The following is a 21,992-nucleotide window of genomic DNA, read 5'->3' on the forward strand; positions in this document are numbered from 1 at the left end:
CTCTTGAATTATTTCGCAGCGTTCGAAGCCATATCGTTGTCGGCGCTCAACTCGCGCACGGCGATATAACGTTCACTGCGACGGGTGCGATCCAGCACCTGCCCTACCAATTGGCCACACGCGGCATCGATGTCTTCACCGCGAGTGGTGCGCACGGTGACATTGAAACCTGCATGGTGAAGCTGATCCTGGAAACGACGAATCGCATTGTTGCTCGGACGCTCGTAACCGGAATGCGGGAACGGGTTGAACGGAATCAGGTTGATCTTGCACGGGATGTTCTTGAGCAGCTCGATCATCTCAACGGCATGTTCAACCTTGTCGTTGATGTCCTTGAGCAAGGTGTACTCGATGGTCAGCACGCGTTTTTCGCCCAGGGACGACATGTAGCGCTGGCACGACTCGAGCAGCATCTTAAGCGGATATTTCTTGTTGATCGGCACCAATTGGTTACGCAATGCGTCATTCGGTGCGTGCAGGGACAACGCCAGGGAGACGTCGATGTGCTTGGACAGCTCATCGATCATCGGCACCACGCCGGAGGTCGACAGGGTCACACGGCGCTTGGAAATGCCGTAACCCAGGTCGTCCATCATCAGATGCATGGCCGCAACGACGTTGTCGAAGTTCAGCAGCGGCTCGCCCATGCCCATCATCACCACGTTGGTGATGGCACGGTCGGCGGTCGCCGGGATGCTGCCGAACGATTTATTGGCAATCCACACCTGGCCGATGACTTCGGCGGCGGTGAGGTTGCTGTTGAAACCTTGCTTGCCGGTGGAGCAGAAACTGCAATCCAGGGCACAGCCTGCCTGGGACGAAACGCACAGAGTGCCGCGTTTGCCCTGGGGAATGTAAACGGTCTCGACGCAGCTGCCGGACGCCACGCGCACCACCCATTTACGGGTGCCGTCGGTGGAAATGTCCTCGCTGACGACTTCAGGACCGCGAACTTCGGCAATGGCCTTGAGCTTGTCGCGCAGGGCCTTGCTGACGTTCGTCATGGCGTCGAAATCATCGACGCCAAGGTGGTGAATCCATTTCATTACCTGACCGGCACGGAAACGCTTCTCCCCGATTGAGTCGAAGAATTTTTCCATTTCCTGTTGAGTCAGACCCAGCAGGTTGGTTTTTACAGTCGATGTAGTCATGGATTCACCTTCACTCTTAAGCCAATGCTTAGCGAGTGGTTACTTCAGTAGCTGCGAAGAAGTACGAGATTTCGCGAGCAGCAGCGGCTTCGGAGTCCGAACCGTGTACAGCGTTGGCGTCGATGGAATCAGCGAAGTCAGCACGGATGGTGCCGGCAGCAGCTTCTTTAGGGTTGGTAGCGCCCATCAGCTCACGGTTCAGAGCGATAGCGTTTTCGCCTTCCAGAACCTGAACAACAACAGGACCGGAGATCATGAAAGCAACCAGGTCGCCGAAGAAACCACGAGCGCTGTGCTCAGCGTAGAAGCCTTCAGCTTCGGCTTTGGACAGTTGCTTCAGTTTCGAAGCTACAACGCGCAGGCCAGCTTTTTCGAAACGAGTGGTGATCTCGCCGATAACGTTTTTTGCAACAGCGTCAGGCTTGATGATGGAGAAAGTACGTTGAACAGCCATGGTGTAACTCCAGAAACGGTAATTTGTGAAAAATTAAACCCGCGAATTATACGCGGGTTCTTGGGTATTGCCTAACCTGCAGCGTGGCTCAGTCGCGTTCTTCGATCCAGTGGGCCTGAATGGCCTCGAGGATCTTTTCGCCACAATGCTCAGGCAGGTCGTCGAACTCGGGCAATTCCATCACCCACTTGCGCAGATCGACGAAGTTGACCGACAAAGGGTCAACATCGGGCTTGCTTTCAGCCAGCTGGATTGCGATTTCCAGCACATCAGTCCACTTGAGACTCATGACAGTTCCTTGAATCAGTGCGGCGCTTCGGCGGCGTGGTTGAGCGAATACTTCGGAATCTCGATGGTCAGGTCTTCAGTCCCGACGATCGCCTGGCAGGCCAGACGCGATTGAGCTTCCAGACCCCAGGCACGATCGAGGAAATCTTCTTCCAGTTCGTCCGCCTCTTCCAGCGAATCAAACCCTTCTCGAACGATGCAGTGACAAGTGGTACAGGCGCAAACGCCGCCACAGGCACTTTCCATCTCGATGTGGTGCTCATGGGCCAGTTCGAGAATCGATGTACCGGGCTCAGCCTCGACCACCATGCCTTCCGGGCAAAACTTCTCGTGTGGCAGAAAAATGACCTGCGGCATCAGTTATCCTCGATTTCATTCAGATTGCGCCCCGCCAGCGCGGCTTTCACCGTCGAGTCCAGGCGGCGGGCAGCAAAGGCGTCGGTAACTTGCGACAGACGCTTGGTCTGCTGCTCGATGGCGTAACCATCTGTACCTTTCATCAGTTCGGTCAGTTCCTGCATCTGCAATTCGATGACCATGCGCTCCTCGGCGTCGAGCAAACGCTCGCCGTCGGCTTCGAGAGCGGCTTGCACCGCTTCGATCAGACGCTGGGCATCGACCTGCTGCTCACGCAGCACACGGGCGACCTTGTCGTCGTTGGCGTGCTGGAACGAATCCTTGAGCATCTTGGCGATTTCGCCGTCGGTCAGGCCGTAGGACGGCTTGACCTGAATGCTTGCTTCAACTCCCGAACCCAACTCACGAGCCGAGACGCTGAGCAGACCGTCGGCGTCGACCTGGAAGGTCACGCGGATCTTCGCTGCACCCGCAACCATCGCCGGAATGCCGCGCAACTCGAAGCGTGCCAGGGAGCGGCAGTCACTGATCAGCTCGCGCTCACCCTGCAACACGTGGATCGCCATGGCCGACTGGCCATCTTTGTACGTGGTGAAATCCTGGGCACGAGCGACGGGAATGGTGGTGTTGCGCGGAATCACCTTCTCCATCAAGCCGCCCATGGTTTCCAGCCCCAGGGACAACGGAATCACGTCGAGCAACAGCAGTTCGCCGCCATCGCGCTTGTTGCCGGCCAGCGTATCGGCCTGGATCGCGGCACCGATGGCCACCACTTGATCCGGGTCGATTTCAGTCAGCGGCTGGCGACCGAAGGCTTCGGCGACGGCTTCGCGAACGCGAGGCACACGCGTCGAACCGCCAACCATGACCACCGCGTGCACGTCTTCCAGCTCGACGCCGGAATCACGCACCGCGCGACGGCAGGCTTTCAGGCTGCGAGCAACCATCGGCTCGATCAGCGCATTGAAAGCTTCGCGAGTCAGCTCGGCTTTCCAGTCGCCATAAGCGACTTCAACGGCCGCAACATTGGTCAGCGTTTCCTTGGCCGCGCAGGCAGTTTGCAGCAGGTTACGTTGCGCACCCGGATCGAGATCAGCGGACAAACCGGCGCTCTCGATGATCCAGCCGGCAATCGCATGGTCGAAGTCATCGCCACCCAGGGCGCTGTCGCCGCCGGTGGCCAGCACTTCGAACACACCGCCGGTCAGGCGCAGAATCGAAATATCGAAGGTGCCGCCGCCCAGGTCATAAATCGCGACCAGGCCTTCAGCATGTTGATCCAGACCGTAAGCCACGGCAGCGGCGGTCGGCTCATTGAGCAAACGCAGCACGTTCAGGCCGGCCAGTTTGGCCGCGTCCTTGGTGGCTTGACGCTGAGCATCGTCGAAATAGGCCGGAACGGTGATCACCGCACCCACCAGTTCACCACCCAATGTCGCTTCAGCGCGCTGACGCAATACCTTGAGGATATCGGCAGAGACTTCGACCGGGCTTTTCGGCCCCTGAATGGTTTCGATGAACGGCATGTGCGACTCGCCGCCGACAAAGCGGTACGGCAGTTGCTCGCCCAATTGCTTGACGTCGGACAGACCACGACCCATCAAGCGCTTGACCGACAGCACGGTGTTCAACGGATCGGTAGCGGCAGCCAGCTTGGCCGACTCGCCCACTTCGACGCGATCGGCGTGGTAACGCACGGCGGACGGCAGGATGACCTGCCCGTCAGCGTCGGCCAGAGGCTCGGAAAGACCACTGCGCAATGCAGCGACCAGCGAATTGGTAGTGCCCAAGTCGATCCCCACAGCCAGACGACGCTGGTGCGGTTGAGGACTTTGGCCGGGTTCGGCGATCTGCAGTAGGGCCATCGTGATCAGGACTTATCTGTATATCAGGCGTGCGACCGGAGCGGCACTGGGTTAATCGTCGAGGCGCTCTTCTAACTGGCGCACTTCGTAGGTGAGCTTGTCGAGGAACTGCATGCGCCGCATCAGGCGTTCGGCCTGTTCACGTTGCGCTGCATCATTCCAACAGGCTGCGAAACTGTCGTTCAGTTTTTCCTGAGCAACTTTCAAACGACGCTTGAAGACGGCAACGCCATTCAGGTCGGCGCTGTCCTGCAGGTCTTCGAGCTCTTCGCGCAACTCCATCTGTTGCAGAAGAAACTCCGGATCATGCACCGTGACCTCCAGCGGCAGCTCGCCACCATTCAGAGCGAGCAGGTATCGCGCGCGCTTCGGGGGACTTTTGAGCGTCTGGTAGGCCTCGTTGAGGCTCGCGGATTGCTCTAGCGCCAGCCGTTGCTCGCGCTCGGAAGCGTCCGCAAAACGGTCTGGATGAACACTGCGCGCCAACTCACGGTAGCGCGTAGCCAGCTGGTCGAGGTCCAGATTGAAACTCGGTTGCAGCTCAAATAAAGCGAAATGACAAGGAGTACCCACAAGAAGCCTCAGATGTTGAAGCTTTCGCCGCAGCCACATTCACCGCGTACGTTGGGGTTGTTGAACTTGAAGCCTTCGTTCAACCCTTCCTTGACGAAATCGAGCTCGGTGCCGTCCAGGTAGGCCAGGCTTTTCGGGTCGATGATCACTTTCTCGCCGTGACTTTCGAACACCTGATCCTCGGCAACCACCTCGTCGACAAACTCCAGCACGTAGGCAAGGCCGGAACAGCCCGTGGTGCGAACACCCAGACGAATCCCTTCACCTTTGCCGCGCCCGTCGAGGGAGCGTCGCACGTGTCGAGCAGCCGCTTCTGTCATGCTGATAGCCATCGGTGACTCCTTACTCGTCGCAAAATCTTGAAAATCAGATCAAGCCTTTCTTCTGCTTGTAGTCGCGAACGGCCGCTTTGATAGCGTCTTCAGCGAGTACGGAGCAGTGAATTTTCACCGGCGGCAGAGCCAGTTCTTCGGCCAGTTGAGTGTTTTTGATGGTCTCTGCTTCATCCAGAGTCTTGCCTTTCATCCACTCGGTCGCCAGGGAGCTGGAGGCGATAGCCGAACCGCAACCGTAGGTCTTGAACTTGGCGTCTTCGATGATGCCTTGCTCGTTGACCTTGATTTGCAGGCGCATCACGTCGCCGCACGCCGGAGCGCCGACCATGCCGGTGCCGACATCCGGGTCTTCCGCGTCCATCTTGCCGACGTTACGCGGGTTTTCGTAGTGGTCGATGACCTTTTCGCTGTAAGCCATGATTCTTAATCCTCACTCATCAGAGAGTCGCTCTTGAAGCCCTGCCTACTTTAAGTTTACAGGGCCTGGTTTGCGGCGACTTGAAATCAGTGTGCCGCCCACTCGATTTTCGAAATGTCGACACCGTCTTTGTACATGTCCCACAGCGGCGACAAAGCGCGCAGCTTGGTAACGGCCTCGCAGACTTTCTGCGCGGCGTAGTCGATTTCTTCTTCGGTGGTGAAACGACCGAAGGTGAAACGGATCGAGCTGTGTGCCAGTTCGTCGTTGCGGCCCAGGGCGCGCAGTACGTACGAAGGCTCCAGCGAAGCCGAGGTGCAAGCCGAACCGGACGAAACCGCCAGATCCTTGAGCGCCATGATCAGCGACTCGCCTTCAACATAGTTGAAGCTCAGGTTCAGGTTGTGCGGAACGCGGGCGGTCATGCTGCCGTTGACGTACAGCTCTTCCAGGTCTTCGACCTGCTTGAAGAAACGGTCGCTCAAGGCTTTGATGCGCACGTTCTCGGCAGCCATGTCTTCCTTGGCTACGCGGAACGCTTCACCCATGCCGACGATCTGGTGGGTCGCCAGGGTGCCGGAACGCATGCCGCGCTCGTGACCGCCGCCGTGCATGGTCGCTTCGATGCGCACACGCGGCTTGCGGCTGACGTACAGCGCGCCAATGCCTTTAGGGCCGTAGGTTTTGTGGGCGGAGAACGACATCATGTCAACTTTCAGCTTCTGCAGGTCGATCTCGACCTTGCCGGTGGACTGAGCGGCGTCGACGTGGAACAGGATCCCTTTGGAGCGGGTCAGTTCGCCGATGGCCGCGATGTCGTTGATGGTGCCGATTTCGTTGTTCACGTGCATGACCGAAACCAGGATGGTGTCGTCACGCAGTTCAGCTTCGATCATTTCTGGTGTAACCAGACCGTCAGTGCGAGGCTCGATGTAGGTCACTTCGAAGCCTTCACGCTCCAGTTGGCGCATGGTGTCGAGGACAGCCTTGTGCTCAATCTTGGTGGTGATCAGGTGTTTGCCCTTGGTCGCATAGAAATGCGCCGCACCCTTGATTGCCAGGTTGTCGGACTCGGTGGCACCGGAGGTCCAGACGATTTCACGCGGGTCGGCGTTGACCAGGTCTGCGACCTGACGACGGGCGTTTTCGACGGACTCTTCAGCTTTCCAGCCGAACACGTGGGAACGGGACGCCGGGTTACCGAAGTTTCCGTCGACCAGCAGGCATTCACTCATCTTTTGCGCAACACGCGGATCAACCGGGGTGGTCGCAGAGTAATCAAGGTAAATCGGCAATTTCATGGACTATCTCCTAAATCAGGCTGGCTGGCGTGCCGCTAGCTCTTTGGCTGTCATTCGACGGCGGACGCTTCAATCTTGTCCAGGCGTGGCGTCTTGCTGTTGCAACGACGCTGGTCCTGACGCTGGGCTACTTCTTGTACCTCACGGCGAGTAACAAGATCAGCCAAGCTGATACCGCTCAGAAATTCGTGGATCTGCAGGCTCAGGTCACACCACAGGTGGTGGGTCAGACAGGTGTCGCCTTGATGGCAATCGCCCTGCCCCTGGCACTTGGTGGCATCGACCGATTCGTTTACCGCATCGATCACCTGGGCGACCTGGATGCCCTGCATGTCGCGGGACAGCTGGTAACCGCCGCCCGGACCACGGACGCTGGACACCAGATTGCTGCGGCGCAATTTGGCGAAAAGCTGTTCGAGGTAGGACAGGGAGATGCCTTGGCGCTCGGAGATATCGGCCAGGGACACGGGCCCGTGCTGCGCATGCAACGCCAGATCAAGCATGGCGGTCACGGCGTATCGGCCTTTTGTAGTCAGTCGCATGGACAATTACCACGGAGTTCGGAATGGGGCGAGTATGCAATTCCCGAGTATTTAAGTCAACTATAAGACCTAGTACTTTAGTCAGGTTTACCCGCAAAAGAGCGGCCGCATCATAACAAAGGCTGGGCGGTTACAGCCAGTAATACCGAGTCATCGTTCATCGCGAGCAGGCTCACTCCTACAGGGAAACGCATTTCAAATGTAGGAGTGAGCCTGCTCGCGATGCTATCGACTCGGTCTAGCTGGCCTGGCTCTGATCCTTGTCCTTCACACACGCAAAGTCTTCTTCGCGCAGCTCAGGCAGATCTTTCGCACAGTAATTACTGCCCAGATCCTTCAACGCCCCGCACATCCCCTCCAGACGACCATCAACAGCCTGCAGGTGATCAAGCAATTGGTTAATGGCGCGCGCCACCGGGTCCGGCATGTCTTCGCCAACACCGTAGGCATCGAAACCGATCTTCTCGGCCATGGCCTTGCGCTTGGCGTCCTGCTCTTCATCGGATTTGACGATGATCCGCCCTGGAATGCCGACCACTGTCGCACCGGGCGGCACAGCCTTGGTCACCACGGCATTGGAACCGACCTTGGCCCCCGCACCTACGGTGAACGGGCCGAGCACCTTGGCACCAGCCCCCACCACCACACCGTCTTCCAGTGTCGGGTGACGCTTGCCTTTATTCCAGCTGGTGCCGCCCAGCGTCACACCCTGATAAAGGGTGACGTCGTTGCCGATCTCGGCGGTTTCACCGATGACAATGCCCATGCCATGGTCAATGAAGAACCGACGACCGACCTTGGCACCCGGATGGATCTCGATCCCGGTCAACCAGCGACCGAAGTTCGACACCAGCCGCGCCAGCCATTTCAGCTCGGCGCGCCACAAGGCTGCCGACAACCGATGGATCCAGATGGCGTGCATGCCCGGGTAGCAAGTCAGGACTTCAAAAGCGTTACGCGCCGCCGGGTCACGATGGAAAACACTCTGGATATCTTCACGCAAACGCTCGAACATCATTAATCCTTCCGCTTTAGAAGCTCACCACGGGCCGCTTTCTGGGTTTCCGTGAGGATGCCACGCAATATATTCATTTCCGCCCGGCTGACCGAGCTCCGTCCGTACAACCGACGCAGGCGCGCCATCAAGTGCCGTGGCTTTTCAGGATCGAGGAATTCGATGGCCACCAGGGTTTGCTCCAGGTGTTCATAGAATCGCTCCAGCTCATCCATGGTCGCCAGCTCAGCGCTTTTGACCGAGGCCACTTCTTCCTTCTCGACCTTGCTCGGCTGGCCTTGGGCCGCGAGCCAGGACATGCGCACTTCATAGCTCAACACCTGCACCGCCGCCCCAAGGTTCAGCGAACTGAACTCAGGGTCTGATGGGATGTGCACGTGATAATGACATCGCTGCAGCTCTTCATTGGTCAGGCCGGAATCTTCACGACCAAATACCAAGGCGATTTCAGCGCCCTGCCCGGCTTCCTCGACCACTTTCGTCCCGCATTCGCGGGGATCGAGCAGCGGCCAGGGAATGCGCCGGTCACGGGCGCTGGTGCCAAGCACCAGATTGCAGCCGACCAAGGCATCTTCCAAAGTGGCGACGACTTGCGCGTTTTCAAGGATGTCCCCGGCGCCAGATGCACGGGCATCAGCCTCGTGGTGCGGGAACAACCGTGGTTCGACCAGCACCAGCCGCGACAGGCCCATGTTCTTCATGGCACGCGCAGCCCCGCCGATATTGCCGGGGTGGCTGGTATTGACCAGGACGACACGAATGTTATGCAGCAAGGGAGGCGCTCTCGAACACTTTAATGGGGAGCAGAATCTTACAGCTCAACCTACCGTTAAGCTATGAAAGCGAACACTGACCTTCACCTGTAGAAAAGTTCTGATAGAATGCCCGGCTTTCTTTAACAACCTTAGGTGACACATCCATGCAGCCCATGCTGAATATCGCGCTGCGCGCCGCCCGCAGCGCCAGTGAATTGATCTTCCGCTCCATCGAGCGCCTGGATACCATCAAGGTCGACGAAAAAGACGCCAAGGATTACGTATCCGAGGTGGATCGCGCCGCTGAACAGAAAATCATCGACGCGCTGCGCAAGGCTTACCCGAACCACTCGATCATGGGTGAAGAAACCGGCATGCACGCCGGCACCGGGATCGAAGGCGAAGAATACCTGTGGATCATCGATCCGCTGGACGGCACCACCAACTTCCTGCGCGGCATTCCTCACTTCGCTGTCAGCATCGCCTGCAAATACCGCGGCCGCCTGGAACACGCTGTTGTTCTGGACCCGGTTCGCCAGGAAGAATTCACCGCCAGCCGTGGTCGCGGCGCTCAACTGAACGGTCGTCGCCTGCGCGTCAGCGGCCGCACCAGCCTGGACGGCGCCCTGCTGGGTACCGGCTTCCCGTTCCGTGACGACCAGATGGACAACCTCGACAACTACCTGGGCATGTTCCGCGCCCTGGTTGGCCAGACCGCCGGCATCCGCCGCGCTGGCTCGGCGAGCCTGGACCTGGCCTACGTGGCTGCCGGCCGTTTCGACGCATTCTGGGAGTCGGGCCTGTCCGAGTGGGACATGGCTGCAGGCGCCCTGCTGATCCAGGAAGCTGGCGGTTTGGTGAGCGACTTCACCGGCGGTCACGATTTCCTTGAGAAAGGCCACATCGTTGCCGGTAACACCAAGTGCTTCAAGGCAGTACTGACGGCGATCCAGCCGCACCTGCCGGCCTCGCTGAAGCGCTAAGCTTCCAGCGACAGAAAAAAGCACCCTGCGGGGTGCTTTTTTATGCCTGGAATTTGTCCCTGACAACACCACCCCCTGTAGGAGCCGGCTTGCTGGCGATTGCGGTGCAACAGTCGACATCAATGTTGAATGACCGACCGCAATCGCCAGCAAGCCGGCTCCTACAGGGGGTTGCGTGAATTTTGGGTACAAAAAAAGCACCCCGAAGGGTGCTTCTTTTTCAGCGGCTGACAATCAGCTCATCAATGCGCCTGTTCATTCTGCGTCAGGATCAACTTACCTTCCTTATCCACCGGAATCTGGTTGCCCGGATCACGATCCATCCGCACCTTGCCTTCCTTGCCGTCCAGCGAATAACGAACGTCGTAACCCACAACCTTGTCGCTGATGTCATTCACCGTGTTACAGCGAGTTTGCGTCGTGGTGTAGGTGTCACGCTCCTGCATGCCCTCCTGAACCTTGTTACCGGCGTAACCACCACCGACCGCGCCTGCAACCGTGGCAATTTTCTTGCCGGTGCCGCCGCCGATCTGGTTACCCAGCAGACCACCTGCCAGCGCACCCACCACCGTACCGGCAATCTGGTGTTGATCTTTCACCGGCGCTTGCCGGGTGACCGCTACATCCTTGCATACTTCACGTGGAGTCTTGATTTGCGTCTTGACCGGCTCAACGGCGAGTACTTGCGCATACTCGGGGCCGTTATTTTTTACCAGGCTGTAGGTGGCCACAGCACCCCCGGCAGTCACACCGACAGCACCCAGTACAGCACCAACCAGCATCGACTTGTTCACATGAACCTCCTGACCATCACATGCGGGATAAACCCGTGCTTCTCCCAGCCTTGGAGCATAAAAAAAGGCGCGAGTTCAACTCGCGCCTTTTTGGACTACATCCCTGGGGAACTGCTCTGGACTAGAGAGTCCTCAAGGACGGTCGTCGACTTCCTTCTCGGTATTCACCGTCGGGATCAGGTCTTCGGAACTCAGATTCAGCCAGATCAACACCACGTTGGCGATGTAAATCGACGAATAAGTACCGGCCAGAACACCCACCAGCAGCGCCAGGGAGAAGCCGTAGAGGTTGTCACCACCGAAGAACAGCAGTGCCGCAATCGCCAACAAGGTGGAAACCGACGTCGCGATAGTCCGCAGCAGGGTTTGCGTGGTCGAGATGTTGATGTTCTCGATCAGGCTGGCCTTGCGCAGTACACGGAAGTTCTCACGAACCCGGTCGAATACCACGATGGTGTCGTTGAGCGAGTAACCGATGATCGCCAGTACCGCCGCCAGCACCGTCAGGTCGAAGGTGATCTGGAAGAACGACAGGATACCGATGGTCACGATCACGTCGTGAATCAAGGAAACGATCGCACCGACGGCGAATTTCCACTGAAAGCGGAACGCCAGGTAGATCAGGATGCCGCCCAGCGCCATCAGCATGCCGAGGCCGCCCTGGTCGCGCAGCTCTTCACCCACCTGCGGGCCGACGAACTCGACGCGCTTGACCGTCGCCGGGTTATCGCCGCCGACCTTCTGCAACGCCGCTGCCACCTGGTGACCCAACTGCGGGTCTTCGCCAGGCATGCGCACCAGCAGATCGGTAGTCGCGCCGAAGTTCTGCACGATGGCTTCGTGATAACCGGACGAAACCAGCTGCTCACGCACCTTGGTGACGTCGGCCGGACGCTCGTAGGTCAGCTCGATGAGCGTACCGCCGGTGAAGTCCAGCCCCCAGTTCATGCCCTTGTGGAAGACACTGAAAATGGCCAGCGCAGTAAGGAACAATGTGACGCCGAACGCGAAGTTGCGAACGCCCATGAAGTTGATTGTACGTAACATGGCAGCCCCTTAAATCCACAACTTCTTGAAGTCACGACCGCCGAAGATCAAGTTGACCATCGCGCGGGTAACCATGATGGCCGTGAACATCGAAGTCAAAACCCCGAGGGACATGGTCACTGCGAAGCCTTTGACCGGACCTGTACCCATGGCAAACAGGATCCCGCCCACCAGCAAGGTGGTCAGGTTGGCGTCGAGAATCGCCGTGAATGCGCGACCGAAACCTTCGTTGATAGCCCGTTGTACGGTCATGCCCGCAGCGATCTCTTCACGAATCCGCGAGAAGATCAGTACGTTGGCGTCGACCGCCATACCCATGGTCAATACGATACCGGCGATACCCGGCAGGGTCAGCGTTGCACCCAGCAGCGACATCAGGGCCAGCAGCAGCACCATGTTCACACCCAGCGCAACGGTGGCGATGATGCCGAAGAAGCGATAGATGGCGATGATGAACAGCGAGACGAACAGCATGCCCCACAGCGATGCATCGATACCTTTGGTGATGTTGTCCGCACCCAGGCTCGGGCCGATGGTGCGTTCTTCGGCGAAGTACATCGGCGCCGCCAGACCACCGGCACGCAACAGCAGCGCCAGTTCGGACGATTCGCCCTGGCCGTTCAGGCCAGTGATGCGGAACTGAGCACCCAACGGCGACTGAATGGTCGCCAGGCTGATGATCTTCTTCTCTTCCTTGAACGACTGCACCGCCACGTCTTTTTCGACGCCATCGACCACTTGCTTGGTGTAAGTGGTAACCGGACGCTGCTCGATGAAGATCACCGCCATGCTGCGACCGACGTTCGAACGGGTTGCGCGGCTCATCAGCTCGCCACCGTGGCCATCCAGACGGATGTTCACTTCTGGCGTGCCGTGCTCGCCGAAGCCAGCCTTGGCGTCAGTGACCTGGTCACCGGTGATGATCAGGCCACGCTCGATCAGCGCAGGAGGACGATTGCCCTCACGGAACTCGAAGGATTCGGAAGTGGCTTTCGAAGCGCCAGGCTCAGCAGCCAGACGGAACTCAAGGTTGGCCGTCTTGCCGAGGATACGCTTGGCTTCTGCGGTGTCTTGTACGCCCGGCAGCTCAACCACGATGCGGTTGGCGCCCTGACGCTGAACGATCGGTTCGGCAACACCCAGCTCGTTGACGCGGTTACGTACCGTGGTCAAGTTCTGCTTGATGGAGTATTCGCGGATTTCCGCCAGCTTGGCCGGGGTCATCGCCAGACGCAGCACCGCCTGACCATTGAGGTCTGCCGGAACAATGTCGAAATCGTTGAAGTTCTTGCGGATCAGTGCACGGGCCTGTTCGCGGGAAGCTTCATCAGAGAAGCCCAGCTGAATGGCACCGCCCAGTTGCGGCAGGCTGCGATAGCGCAGTTTCTCTTTACGCAACAGGCTCTTTACATCGCCTTCGTACACTTTCAAGCGTGCGTCGAGGGCTTTGTCCATGTCCACTTCGAGCAGGAAGTGCACACCACCGGACAAGTCCAGACCCAGCTTCATCGGGTGCGCGGCCAGGCTGCGCAGCCATTGTGGAGTGGTTTGTGCCAGGTTCAGAGCAACGACGTAGTCATCACCCAATGCCTTGCGCACGACGTCCTTGGCAGGCAACTGGTCTTCAGCCTTGACCAGACGAATCAGACCGCCCTTGCCGTTGGTCGCCAGCGTGGCCGCCTTGACGTTGATCCCGGATTCCTTGAGCGCAGCGCTCACTCGATCCAGATCAGCCTGATTGACCTGCAGCGCAGTGCTTGCACCGCTGACCTGAATGGCCGGGTCATCAGGATATAGATTGGGAGCGGAATAAATCAGACCGATCGCCAGCACCGCCAGGATCAGAATGTATTTCCACAGAGGGTATTTGTTCAGCATCACGCCGCCCGCTTATGACGCGGGGCGCCTTGCGCGCCCCGTCGATTGAGTAGAAGTTGAAACTTAGATCGCTTTCAGCGTGCCTTTTGGCAGCGTGGCGGCAATGGCGCCTTTCTGGAATTTCATTTCGACGGTGTCGGAAACTTCCAGAACCACGAAATCGTCAGCCACTTTAGTGATCTTGCCGGCGATGCCGCCGGTGGTCACAACTTCGTCGCCTTTTTGCAGGCTGCTCAGCAGGTTCTTCTGCTCTTTGGCGCGCTTGGCCTGTGGACGCCAGATCATCAGGTAGAAGATGACCAGGAAACCGACCAGGAAAATCCACTCAAAACCGCCACCCATTGGGCCGGCAGCGGCCGGTGCAGCGGCGTCAGCCATGGCATTCGAGATAAAAAAGCTCATTTAGCACTCCAGTTGCAAATGTTGAATCTTGGGGTCAGAAAACTCAGTCCAAAGGCGGAACAGGTAACCCGCGTTTGGCGTAGAAGGCATCGACAAAGGCGGCCAATGTACCCTGTTGAATAGCCTCGCGCAAACCAGCCATAAGCACTTGATAATGACGCAAGTTATGGATGGTATTGAGCATGCTTCCCAGCATTTCGCCGCACTTGTCCAGGTGATGCAGATAAGCGCGGGAGAAGTTCTGGCAGGTATAGCAATCGCAGGTCGGATCGAGCGGCGAATCATCATGGCGATGGAACGCGTTACGGATCTTCAGCACGCCAGTATCAATGAACAGATGCCCATTGCGGGCATTACGGGTTGGCATCACGCAATCGAACATGTCCACACCGCGGCGCACACCCTCAACCAGATCTTCCGGTTTGCCAACGCCCATAAGGTAACGAGGTTTGTCAGCCGGCATCTGACCCGGCAGGTAATCCAGCACTTTGATCATCTCGTGCTTCGGCTCGCCCACCGACAGACCGCCAATGGCCAGGCCATCGAAGCCGATCTTGTCGAGGCCTTCCAGCGAGCGCATGCGCAGATCCTGGTGCATGCCGCCCTGAACGATACCGAACAGCGCCGCCGTGTTGTCGCCATGGGCTTCTTTCGAACGCTTGGCCCAACGCAACGACAGCTCCATGGAAATACGCGCGACGTCTTCATCAGCCGGGTACGGGGTGCATTCGTCGAAAATCATCACGATGTCCGAGCCCAGGTCACGCTGGACCTGCATCGACTCTTCCGGGCCCATGAACACTTTGGCGCCGTCGACCGGAGAAGCGAAGGTCACGCCCTCCTCCTTGATCTTGCGCATCGCGCCCAGGCTGAACACCTGAAAACCGCCGGAGTCTGTAAGAATCGGGCCTTTCCACTGCATGAAATCGTGCAGGTCGCCATGCTTCTTGATCACTTCGGTGCCAGGACGCAGCCACAAGTGGAAGGTGTTGCCCAGAATGATTTCCGCGCCGGTCGCGGTGATGTCCCGCGGCAGCATGCCCTTCACGGTGCCGTAAGTACCGACCGGCATGAAGGCCGGGGTCTCGACGGTACCGCGCGGGAAGGTCAAGCGACCGCGACGAGCCTTGCCGTCAGTAGCAAGCAACTCAAACGACATACGACTTTGGCGACTCATTCTTTGTCCTCAGGGCCACGTGGTGCGGGATTACGGGTGATAAACATCGCATCACCGTAGCTGAAAAAGCGGTATTCATGCTCAACGGCGGCTTTATAAGCGGCCATGGCTTCGGGATAACCGGCGAACGCCGAAACCAGCATCAACAGCGTGGATTCGGGCAAATGGAAGTTGGTGACCAGGGCATCAACCACATGAAACGGCCGGCCCGGGTAGATAAAAATGTCCGTGTCGCCACTGAACGGCTTGAGCACGCCATCGCGCGCGGCACTTTCCAGCGAACGCACGCTAGTGGTCCCCACCGCCACCACGCGACCACCGCGAGCGCGGCAAGCGGCGACGGCATCGACCACGTCCTGACCGACTTCCAGCCATTCGCTGTGCATGTGGTGGTCTTCAATCTTCTCGACCCGCACCGGCTGGAACGTGCCCGCGCCAACGTGCAAGGTCACGAACGCCGTCTCGACGCCCTTGGCCGCAATCGCCTCCATCAGCGGCTGATCGAAATGCAGCCCCGCCGTCGGCGCCGCCACCGCGCCCAGGCGCTCGGCGTACACCGTCTGATAACGCTCGCGGTCCGAGCCTTCATCCGGGCGGTCTATATAAGGAGGCAACGGCATGTGCCCGACGCGGTCGAGCAGCGGCAACACCTCTTCGGCGAACCCCAGCTCGAACAACGCATCGTGACGCGCCAGCATCTCGGCTTCGCCACCGCCATCGATCAGGATCTTCGAACCCGGCTTCGGCGACTTGCTGGAGCGCACATGGGCCAGCACGCGATGACTGTCGAGCACCCGCTCCACCAGGATTTCCAGCTTGCCGCCGGAAGCCTTCTGGCCAAACAGCCGCGCCGGAATCACCCGGGTATTGTTGAACACCATCAAATCGCCCGGGCGCAAATGCTCAAGCAAATCAGTGAATTGACGGTGTGCCAGGGCGCCGCTGACCCCATCAAGGGTCAACAGGCGACTGTTGCGACGCTCGGCCAAAGGGTGGCGAGCAATCAGCGAATCAGGGAGTTCGAAAGTAAAGTCAGCAACGCGCATGATGGGGTTCGTCTAGCAGGGCCCGGAAGTCTAGCCGAAATAGTGAAAATTCTCTATGTACCTGATTGACCGACGGTAATCTCATCTCTATACTTCGCCGCCATTGAGCCCTGATGGCGGAATTGGTAGACGCGGCGGATTCAAAATCCGTTTTCGAAAGGAGTGGGAGTTCGAGTCTCCCTCGGGGCACCAAAATTAAGAAAGGTCTTGCTTAGCAAGGCCTTTTTTTTCGTCTGCAGAAAAGCACCTGGCACCCCGCTGACGTGTGGGAACCGGCTTGATGGCGATGCTTTTGACCTTCTCGCTTGTTTCGGCGGGCACGACAATTCTCAAGGATTCATCCCATGGAACTGCTGCTGGAAACTGTTGCTTTGTTCTGTCTCAAGCTGGCTTATGAGACGGAGGGGGCGAGTCCGATTCTGCGGGATGATCCCATCATGAGCGATTATGAGCGGGAGGTGTTTGGGTTGTTGGTGCGGCGGGGGGATGTTGAGGGGATTCAGTTTCGGGTGGCGCACTGCATTGGTTTGGCGCTGGACGCTATAGGTGGTGTTGATACGCCGCTTGGGCGTGAACTGCAACGGTTGTCAGCAGATTTCAGCAGTGCTCGGACAATGGAGCAGCTTAATGCGCCGCTCATTGCGCTTAAGGATTACTTGAAAGACATTCAGTGAATGATCGAGTGAGGCAAGGTTTGGTAACCCTTTACACAGACTAGTGCTGGCTAGGGTCTTGGCTGATATGGAAATCTATCTGCCCACTTTTCAATTGCGTCAGCAGACAGCAATGAAAGACCTTTTCGGTATCACAAGGACGTATCAATGCGGCAAATCGCCCTCAGCAACAAACAACTCAGAGGCGTTCCCCGCCGCCTTCGCGCACTGGAACGCTGGGCTTCCAGTTTTCGCGACGAGTTTTACCCGCGATCCGAGCGCATGGAGCGCTACACACATTGGAAGATTCCGGTACAAGAGGCATTAGTTGAAGGCCCTCAAGCCAGGATCGAAGTTCAGGCATTTTGCATTCAGCAACTGCTCGAAGCCGCTAACCACCTGTCCAACGCTGCTGACCGCTAACAGGGTTACTATCGCGTCGCTTGCCTATTGACGTGGCCATGGGTTCATCAGAGCGATGATTACCGTCTTCTATGGCCATGATTACTATCTGGGTTTTCTCGGTGAAACTAACGCTCTAATGCCAGAGCAGATCAGTCATTCTCTTGCGTTGCACACACCAGCGAATGTCATCGAGCATGGCCATGATGTCACTCAACCTGACGATGAGGTCGCAGTACAGTGGTGGTGCATCGGGGAACCGGCCTGACATGATGAAGAAAAGGGAGGACAAAATTCTTCTTTACACTAGGACTGACAGCTGAAAATAAACCCGCCCCCTTTTTGATAGAACGATACCGGCCGCCAAGTCGCACCCAATAATAAACCTGCCTCCATTTTTCCGTTCGCTCCCTTTTCCGGATATCAGAAAACTGATTTGAAGGTCCTTGCTAACCTGCCCTCCAAGGAAGAGAATCAGGAGAGCAAATCGCTAGATACCAAACAAATGCGAAAAATGGATTTTCGATGACTGCACCATCATAGATCCAGCCTCAACAAGGATGGCAATTTTTTGCACGAGGACGAATTATGAGCAATGTAAATATCCGTCGGGCCATCGAAAACATTAGATCTGGAACAAGCGTATACACTCCAATAATCGAATCTATAGTAAACGCAATTCAGTCGATTGAAGCCAACCGAACCCAAAAGGGCATGATTGAAGTTATTATCGTAAGAGAAAAACAGATATCACTAGACGCCTCTCTACCAGAAATAACTGGCTTCATAATTACCGACAACGGAATTGGCTTCAATGACGTCAACAGAGACTCCTTTGACACCCTATATTCAGCACATAAAATTGCGGAGGGAGGAAAAGGCTTTGGACGATTGACTTATTTAAAATATTTCGACGATGTAACAATTGACAGCACATTTCTGAGCGGTGGTAATTTCCTCCGTCGAACTTTTAAAATGGGAAAAGACAACAACATAATCGTTGACGAAACCAAATCAAGCATTACAACTGACACCTCTGGATCCCGAATCACGCTAGCCAACTTGAAAAGCGTAAAGCTCCCAGACAAGAAAACTCAAACAATTGCAAGGGTTCTTGTAGAAAAGCTATTACCATACTTCTACATAAAACCAGAATCACTCCCACAGATAATTCTTAGAGAGGAGGACGAGTCCAACGCCATAACGCTGAACAGCTTCATTGATAATGAAGGCTCTCACTTAATAGAAGAGATTGAATCTGCAAGCGGCGAGTTCCATATGGACAGCACTTCGCAACCCGAATTATTTACAGCGCGAGTATTTAAGCTTTACTCGCCTAAAACCCAGACCAGCAAAGTTAGCCTTGTTGCTCACAGAAGAGAAGTTACCAGCGTTTCCCTACATAAATACATCCCAGAATTTATTGATGAGTTTTACGATCGACTCCCTACCGAACTCGAAGCAAAAGATAGAAACTTTGTAATCAAAATATATGTTTTTGGCAAATATTTAGACGACAACGTATCCCTTGAAAGAGGGGGGTTTGAATTTCAAAAAGAAAACGACGTGATGCTAGGGATTTCCCAGTCGCAAATTGAAAGCATTGCATCAGAGTTTGCAAAAAAAGCTGTGGATGCTGAGGTAGACGCTCGTATACAGAAAAAATTAGAACGCGTTTCAGCTTACGTAAGAGATAATGCCCCATGGCATGCGCAGATCCTGAAACACGCAGATCTTACCGATCTTCCGTACAATGCTAAAGATGAAGAAATCGAAAGCAGACTGCAACAAATAAAATACGAACAAGAAGTACAGATCAAAGGCCAAATGCGGCAAATTCTTGAGACAACCGAGCAATCCGACATTGAAGAAAAAACGACAGAGATAATTGAAAAAATCTCAGAAGCCAGCAAAAACGACTTAGTCCACTATGTTGCACTAAGAAAAAATATAATTGAATTATTCGAAAAAAACCTAGAAACCAATATTGATGGAAAATATTCTTCTGAGGGAATAGTGCACGACATAATTTTCCCCAGAAGGAGCGACTCACTTTCAACACCATTTAAAGACCACAACCTATGGTTAATCGATGAAAGGCTTAATTTCACACACTACCTTTCTTCAGACCTTCCACTCCAAGGTAACACTGACCGCCCAGACCTAATCGCCTACGATAAACGAGTGTTATTTCGAGGTGAAAACATAGAAAGCAACCCTGTAACAATTTTTGAATTTAAAAAGCCTCAACGAGATGACTTCACCAACCCATCTTCCAGTGAGGACCCCGTCACACAAATTATTAGATATGTGAGGAAAATCCGAAACGGCGAATTCAAAACACCAAATGGCAGAGAGATATTAATTGGGGATAACACGCCTTTTTATGGTTACGTGATCTGCGAGCTAACTAAAAAAACCAAGAGCTGGCTTGAGGACGAGAAAGATTTCAAACCTATGCCAGATCGACTAGGTTACTTTAAATGGCATGACAGCTTGAATCTCTATATCGAGGTTCTTGGCTGGGACAAAATACTTAAAGACGCGAACATTCGAAACAAAATATTTTTTCATAAACTAGGTATCAACCTTTGAGTCAATCTAAGTAAAAAGGTGACAGCCCACATTTTTTCATCTGGTGAAAAGGGGATAGATTTATTTTCAAAGAAACAAATCCATCCCCTTTTTTCGCTTCACTTCATACCTGCATCCTACTCAGATGCTTTACCTCATGGGTTACATAAAATGTGAGGCTGAACACCGTATTCCTTACAAGCTCCAATAAAAGTGCTGATCAGCCAAATTAGCTGAATATAATGCGGTCGGCACGTCCCTGTTTGCGCTAACTCATTAAATTGCGCCTCCAATACACTCTTTTTCAAAAACGGTGTCGCCAAAACTATTTTTCTTACGGAATTTTGATTTGCTGTAATCGCGTTCAATGCGTTCTCTATATCTACCCAGCTTTTTCCGCCTCTGATTCTAGTGATTTGAGTATTTTCGTAAAACCCTGTCCAATCACGATCATGTTTCTCTTTAAACTCTGAGATATCGGCGAAGGTTCGACCAATATTTTTTAGACCTTGAGCAACTACTTCATGAAAGCTACTTGCCCCGTAACTTTCACCTTTAACAAATTTCGAATGTATGAACGATATTGCGGGAGGATTAGCATTTGGCTCAAAGAAAATATGATCAGCCCACTCGTCATTCATATCGTCACACACGGTAATTCCAGCTGGGTGACAGACTAAGTTCTCGACCTTTCGAAACAACGACAACTCAGGAAATTCATCGATAGCAGGTAGATATTTCCTGTCATCGCCCTTTTCCTTTTCGCTAAGAACTCCGGAAAAATCAAAACCAGCATTAAATATAGACAAAATCGATGGCAAATTATTTAACAACTTCTTATCTTCGAAACAGTCTCTCCCGAAGTAGGCATATCTCGGGGTGTTAAACATGATCGAAAACGGCTTTTGCGTGTTAATATATTTAGTTAATGATATGGACGGCTCATTCTCGATACATATAATAATATTATCTGTTATTTTTGATTTGAATGATGCGACACGTTTTTGCAAAGTTAAGGTGCCTGCGACTTCCTGCCCTTTAAAAACCATCTTACCTACCGCCAAAATCTTAGCCGGGGTTTTAAAACAATCAAACAGGCGATTCATCTGAGGCGCCGACATCGCTTCCTCTATTCCGCCACGTGAAACCTTGATTATCGATGCGGAATTTCCGGACCGAATTAACTCATCTAATTCATCTAAGTTAACAAATAATGCGATAGGCTCGAAGCCTTTTTGGACAATCTCTTCAAGTGTTATTGGCGAGGCAAAACCGTTGATAAACTCACTTCTATTTGCAAGGTTATTAATTTCCTGCAGTGTACAAATCACCCACTTTACGATCTCGTTTAAATCAGATCTTTTATCCCTCAAGGTTACTCTAGACGCGTTAGGTGTCAAAGTAATGGTATCTCCTTGCACCTTAATTCTAAAACTTTGCGGTATGGAACGACTGGATGAAGTCGATGATAAAATCCCATTTAATCGTCGTGCTTCATATGCTCGACTTCTAATAACAGCATCGGAAATCGCCATATTATTCACGGTAACCTTTTCATACTCCGGATCGTTTCGCCCTTGGAAATTCGTAAATTTCTCATACTCGAACTCATCTAAGAATTCGGAAAATTTCTTTTCCAGCGAAAACACATGCTTTCTTATTATAGCTACAGCTGAATCACACTCTACAATCAAAGCAAACGCATATTTCTCTTCTTGAATATTAGTTTGATATAAAAACGATGGCTCACTTACAACTTTAAATGCTACCGCAGAACAAAAAACAGTTTTCTGATCAACAACCATCGCCTCCTTGATAACTTTAATCAAGACAGGTCCGACTTTCTCAGAAGAGATATACTTGAAAACTTCAGATATTTTCTTTTTTGTTATTTTTTTCTTTACTTTATAGAACTGAGCACTTTTCCCGAGATAAACATTTGTGAGATCCATCTGCCTAACTCCCTATTTGTCGAAAAGAGG

Annotated in this window: 23 protein-coding genes and 1 tRNA gene; 5 read left to right on the forward strand and 19 right to left on the reverse strand. The window is 54.5% G+C overall.

Annotated features, from left to right (window positions below):
• Positions 1-8: 8 nt before the first annotated feature.
• The 12 genes from rlmN to trmJ all read right to left on the reverse strand — a co-directional run bounded on the left by rlmN (position 9) and on the right by trmJ (position 9,072).
• Positions 9-1,151: a 23S rRNA (adenine(2503)-C(2))-methyltransferase RlmN gene (rlmN, locus tag KGB24_RS11345; protein WP_008025507.1), complete on the reverse strand. Its 1,143-nt coding sequence runs from the start codon at positions 1,149-1,151 to the stop codon at positions 9-11.
• A 28-nt stretch (positions 1,152-1,179) separates the two neighbouring features.
• Positions 1,180-1,605, reverse strand: coding sequence for a nucleoside-diphosphate kinase (gene ndk / locus KGB24_RS11350; RefSeq protein ID WP_007916882.1), 426 nt, complete (start codon positions 1,603-1,605; stop codon positions 1,180-1,182).
• Positions 1,606-1,693: 88 nt separating this feature from the next.
• Positions 1,694-1,894 carry a Fe-S cluster assembly protein IscX gene (gene iscX, locus KGB24_RS11355; protein ID WP_008025505.1) on the reverse strand — a complete coding sequence of 67 codons (201 nt, stop codon included), beginning with the start codon at positions 1,892-1,894 and terminating at the stop codon, positions 1,694-1,696.
• 14 nt (positions 1,895-1,908) lie between these two features.
• On the reverse strand, positions 1,909-2,250 hold the full coding sequence (gene fdx / locus KGB24_RS11360) for an ISC system 2Fe-2S type ferredoxin (protein WP_008025503.1): 342 nt from the start codon (positions 2,248-2,250) through the stop codon (positions 1,909-1,911).
• Positions 2,250-4,115 (reverse strand): Fe-S protein assembly chaperone HscA, encoded by a 1,866-nt coding sequence (gene hscA, locus KGB24_RS11365; protein ID WP_223415451.1) that lies wholly within the window; start codon positions 4,113-4,115, stop codon positions 2,250-2,252. The genes fdx and hscA overlap by 1 nt, the downstream gene beginning before the upstream one ends.
• A 51-nt stretch (positions 4,116-4,166) precedes the next feature.
• Positions 4,167-4,688 (reverse strand): co-chaperone HscB, encoded by a 522-nt coding sequence (gene hscB, locus KGB24_RS11370; protein WP_008025499.1) that lies wholly within the window; start codon positions 4,686-4,688, stop codon positions 4,167-4,169.
• Between the two features lie 8 nt (positions 4,689-4,696).
• Positions 4,697-5,020 (reverse strand): iron-sulfur cluster assembly protein IscA, encoded by a 324-nt coding sequence (gene iscA, locus KGB24_RS11375; protein ID WP_003227904.1) that lies wholly within the window; start codon positions 5,018-5,020, stop codon positions 4,697-4,699.
• Between the two features lie 34 nt (positions 5,021-5,054).
• Entirely contained in the window at positions 5,055-5,441 is a 387-nt protein-coding gene (gene iscU, locus KGB24_RS11380; RefSeq protein WP_003443374.1) for a Fe-S cluster assembly scaffold IscU, read from the reverse strand.
• An 86-nt stretch (positions 5,442-5,527) separates the two neighbouring features.
• Positions 5,528-6,742, reverse strand: coding sequence for an IscS subfamily cysteine desulfurase (locus KGB24_RS11385; RefSeq protein ID WP_008025496.1), 1,215 nt, complete (start codon positions 6,740-6,742; stop codon positions 5,528-5,530).
• 50 nt (positions 6,743-6,792) lie between these two features.
• Entirely contained in the window at positions 6,793-7,284 is a 492-nt protein-coding gene (iscR, locus tag KGB24_RS11390; protein ID WP_008042436.1) for a Fe-S cluster assembly transcriptional regulator IscR, read from the reverse strand.
• Positions 7,285-7,522: 238 nt separating this feature from the next.
• On the reverse strand, positions 7,523-8,299 hold the full coding sequence (gene cysE, locus KGB24_RS11395) for a serine O-acetyltransferase (protein ID WP_008025494.1): 777 nt from the start codon (positions 8,297-8,299) through the stop codon (positions 7,523-7,525).
• Positions 8,300-8,301: 2 nt separating this feature from the next.
• The gene (gene trmJ, locus KGB24_RS11400) at positions 8,302-9,072 is read right to left on the reverse strand and encodes a tRNA (cytosine(32)/uridine(32)-2'-O)-methyltransferase TrmJ (RefSeq protein WP_008045111.1); all 771 of its coding nucleotides are present in this window, start codon (positions 9,070-9,072) and stop codon (positions 8,302-8,304) included.
• Positions 9,073-9,218: 146 nt separating this feature from the next.
• On the opposite strand from trmJ, the gene suhB reads away from it, so the two are divergent.
• Positions 9,219-10,037: an inositol-phosphate phosphatase gene (suhB, locus tag KGB24_RS11405; protein WP_008014726.1), complete on the forward strand. Its 819-nt coding sequence runs from the start codon at positions 9,219-9,221 to the stop codon at positions 10,035-10,037.
• 242 nt (positions 10,038-10,279) lie between these two features.
• On the opposite strand, the gene KGB24_RS11410 is transcribed toward suhB, so the two are convergent.
• The 6 genes from KGB24_RS11410 to queA form a co-directional block, all read right to left on the reverse strand.
• Entirely contained in the window at positions 10,280-10,831 is a 552-nt protein-coding gene (locus KGB24_RS11410; protein ID WP_008025488.1) for a glycine zipper 2TM domain-containing protein, read from the reverse strand.
• A gap of 132 nt (positions 10,832-10,963) precedes the next feature.
• Complete coding sequence (gene secF, locus KGB24_RS11415; RefSeq protein WP_008025485.1) at positions 10,964-11,878, reverse strand: protein translocase subunit SecF; 915 nt, start codon at positions 11,876-11,878, stop codon at positions 10,964-10,966.
• 9 nt (positions 11,879-11,887) lie between these two features.
• Positions 11,888-13,756 (reverse strand): protein translocase subunit SecD, encoded by a 1,869-nt coding sequence (secD, locus tag KGB24_RS11420; RefSeq protein ID WP_008025484.1) that lies wholly within the window; start codon positions 13,754-13,756, stop codon positions 11,888-11,890.
• Positions 13,757-13,819: 63 nt separating this feature from the next.
• Positions 13,820-14,158 (reverse strand): preprotein translocase subunit YajC, encoded by a 339-nt coding sequence (gene yajC, locus KGB24_RS11425; RefSeq protein ID WP_007916913.1) that lies wholly within the window; start codon positions 14,156-14,158, stop codon positions 13,820-13,822.
• 43 nt (positions 14,159-14,201) lie between these two features.
• Entirely contained in the window at positions 14,202-15,317 is a 1,116-nt protein-coding gene (gene tgt, locus KGB24_RS11430) for a tRNA guanosine(34) transglycosylase Tgt (protein ID WP_162130724.1), read from the reverse strand.
• A 14-nt stretch (positions 15,318-15,331) separates the two neighbouring features.
• Positions 15,332-16,381: a tRNA preQ1(34) S-adenosylmethionine ribosyltransferase-isomerase QueA gene (queA, locus tag KGB24_RS11435; protein ID WP_008025479.1), complete on the reverse strand. Its 1,050-nt coding sequence runs from the start codon at positions 16,379-16,381 to the stop codon at positions 15,332-15,334.
• A gap of 107 nt (positions 16,382-16,488) precedes the next feature.
• Here queA and KGB24_RS11440 point away from each other — a divergent pair.
• The 4 genes from KGB24_RS11440 to KGB24_RS11455 all read left to right on the forward strand — a co-directional run bounded on the left by KGB24_RS11440 (position 16,489) and on the right by KGB24_RS11455 (position 20,031).
• Positions 16,489-16,573, forward strand: a tRNA-Leu gene (locus tag KGB24_RS11440).
• A 152-nt stretch (positions 16,574-16,725) separates the two neighbouring features.
• Complete coding sequence (locus tag KGB24_RS11445; RefSeq protein WP_223414549.1) at positions 16,726-17,055, forward strand: hypothetical protein; 330 nt, start codon at positions 16,726-16,728, stop codon at positions 17,053-17,055.
• Between the two features lie 147 nt (positions 17,056-17,202).
• Positions 17,203-17,457 carry a DUF3916 domain-containing protein gene (locus KGB24_RS11450; protein ID WP_223414550.1) on the forward strand — a complete coding sequence of 85 codons (255 nt, stop codon included), beginning with the start codon at positions 17,203-17,205 and terminating at the stop codon, positions 17,455-17,457.
• 567 nt (positions 17,458-18,024) lie between these two features.
• Positions 18,025-20,031 carry an ATP-binding protein gene (locus tag KGB24_RS11455; protein WP_223414551.1) on the forward strand — a complete coding sequence of 669 codons (2,007 nt, stop codon included), beginning with the start codon at positions 18,025-18,027 and terminating at the stop codon, positions 20,029-20,031.
• Positions 20,032-20,165: 134 nt separating this feature from the next.
• Here the strand turns inward: KGB24_RS11455 and KGB24_RS11460 are convergent, their stop codons facing one another.
• The gene (locus KGB24_RS11460; protein WP_223414552.1) at positions 20,166-21,962 is read right to left on the reverse strand and encodes a hypothetical protein; all 1,797 of its coding nucleotides are present in this window, start codon (positions 21,960-21,962) and stop codon (positions 20,166-20,168) included.
• Positions 21,963-21,992: the final 30 nt, after the last annotated feature.

Source organism: Pseudomonas sp. BF-RE-25, assembly GCF_019956105.1.
GTDB lineage: Bacteria > Pseudomonadota > Gammaproteobacteria > Pseudomonadales > Pseudomonadaceae > Aquipseudomonas > Aquipseudomonas migulae.

What these genes read in the sequence shown, in the direction of transcription:
- rlmN (WP_008025507.1), bottom strand. Translation starts at nt 1,151, where the DNA reads ATGACTACATCGACTGTAAAAACCAACCTGCTGGGTCTGACTCAACAG.
- ndk (WP_007916882.1), bottom strand. Translation starts at nt 1,605, where the DNA reads ATGGCTGTTCAACGTACTTTCTCCATCATCAAGCCTGACGCTGTTGCA.
- iscX (WP_008025505.1), bottom strand. Translation starts at nt 1,894, where the DNA reads ATGAGTCTCAAGTGGACTGATGTGCTGGAAATCGCAATCCAGCTGGCT.
- fdx (WP_008025503.1), bottom strand. Translation starts at nt 2,250, where the DNA reads ATGCCGCAGGTCATTTTTCTGCCACACGAGAAGTTTTGCCCGGAAGGC.
- hscA (WP_223415451.1), bottom strand. Translation starts at nt 4,115, where the DNA reads ATGGCCCTACTGCAGATCGCCGAACCCGGCCAAAGTCCTCAACCGCAC.
- iscA (WP_003227904.1), bottom strand. Translation starts at nt 5,020, where the DNA reads ATGGCTATCAGCATGACAGAAGCGGCTGCTCGACACGTGCGACGCTCC.
- iscU (WP_003443374.1), bottom strand. Translation starts at nt 5,441, where the DNA reads ATGGCTTACAGCGAAAAGGTCATCGACCACTACGAAAACCCGCGTAAC.
- KGB24_RS11385 (WP_008025496.1), bottom strand. Translation starts at nt 6,742, where the DNA reads ATGAAATTGCCGATTTACCTTGATTACTCTGCGACCACCCCGGTTGAT.
- iscR (WP_008042436.1), bottom strand. Translation starts at nt 7,284, where the DNA reads ATGCGACTGACTACAAAAGGCCGATACGCCGTGACCGCCATGCTTGAT.
- cysE (WP_008025494.1), bottom strand. Translation starts at nt 8,299, where the DNA reads ATGTTCGAGCGTTTGCGTGAAGATATCCAGAGTGTTTTCCATCGTGAC.
- suhB (WP_008014726.1), top strand. Translation starts at nt 9,219, where the DNA reads ATGCAGCCCATGCTGAATATCGCGCTGCGCGCCGCCCGCAGCGCCAGT.
- secF (WP_008025485.1), bottom strand. Translation starts at nt 11,878, where the DNA reads ATGTTACGTACAATCAACTTCATGGGCGTTCGCAACTTCGCGTTCGGC.
- secD (WP_008025484.1), bottom strand. Translation starts at nt 13,756, where the DNA reads ATGCTGAACAAATACCCTCTGTGGAAATACATTCTGATCCTGGCGGTG.
- yajC (WP_007916913.1), bottom strand. Translation starts at nt 14,158, where the DNA reads ATGAGCTTTTTTATCTCGAATGCCATGGCTGACGCCGCTGCACCGGCC.
- tgt (WP_162130724.1), bottom strand. Translation starts at nt 15,317, where the DNA reads ATGTCGTTTGAGTTGCTTGCTACTGACGGCAAGGCTCGTCGCGGTCGC.
- queA (WP_008025479.1), bottom strand. Translation starts at nt 16,381, where the DNA reads ATGCGCGTTGCTGACTTTACTTTCGAACTCCCTGATTCGCTGATTGCT.
- KGB24_RS11445 (WP_223414549.1), top strand. Translation starts at nt 16,726, where the DNA reads ATGGAACTGCTGCTGGAAACTGTTGCTTTGTTCTGTCTCAAGCTGGCT.
- KGB24_RS11450 (WP_223414550.1), top strand. Translation starts at nt 17,203, where the DNA reads ATGCGGCAAATCGCCCTCAGCAACAAACAACTCAGAGGCGTTCCCCGC.
- KGB24_RS11455 (WP_223414551.1), top strand. Translation starts at nt 18,025, where the DNA reads ATGAGCAATGTAAATATCCGTCGGGCCATCGAAAACATTAGATCTGGA.
- KGB24_RS11460 (WP_223414552.1), bottom strand. Translation starts at nt 21,962, where the DNA reads ATGGATCTCACAAATGTTTATCTCGGGAAAAGTGCTCAGTTCTATAAA.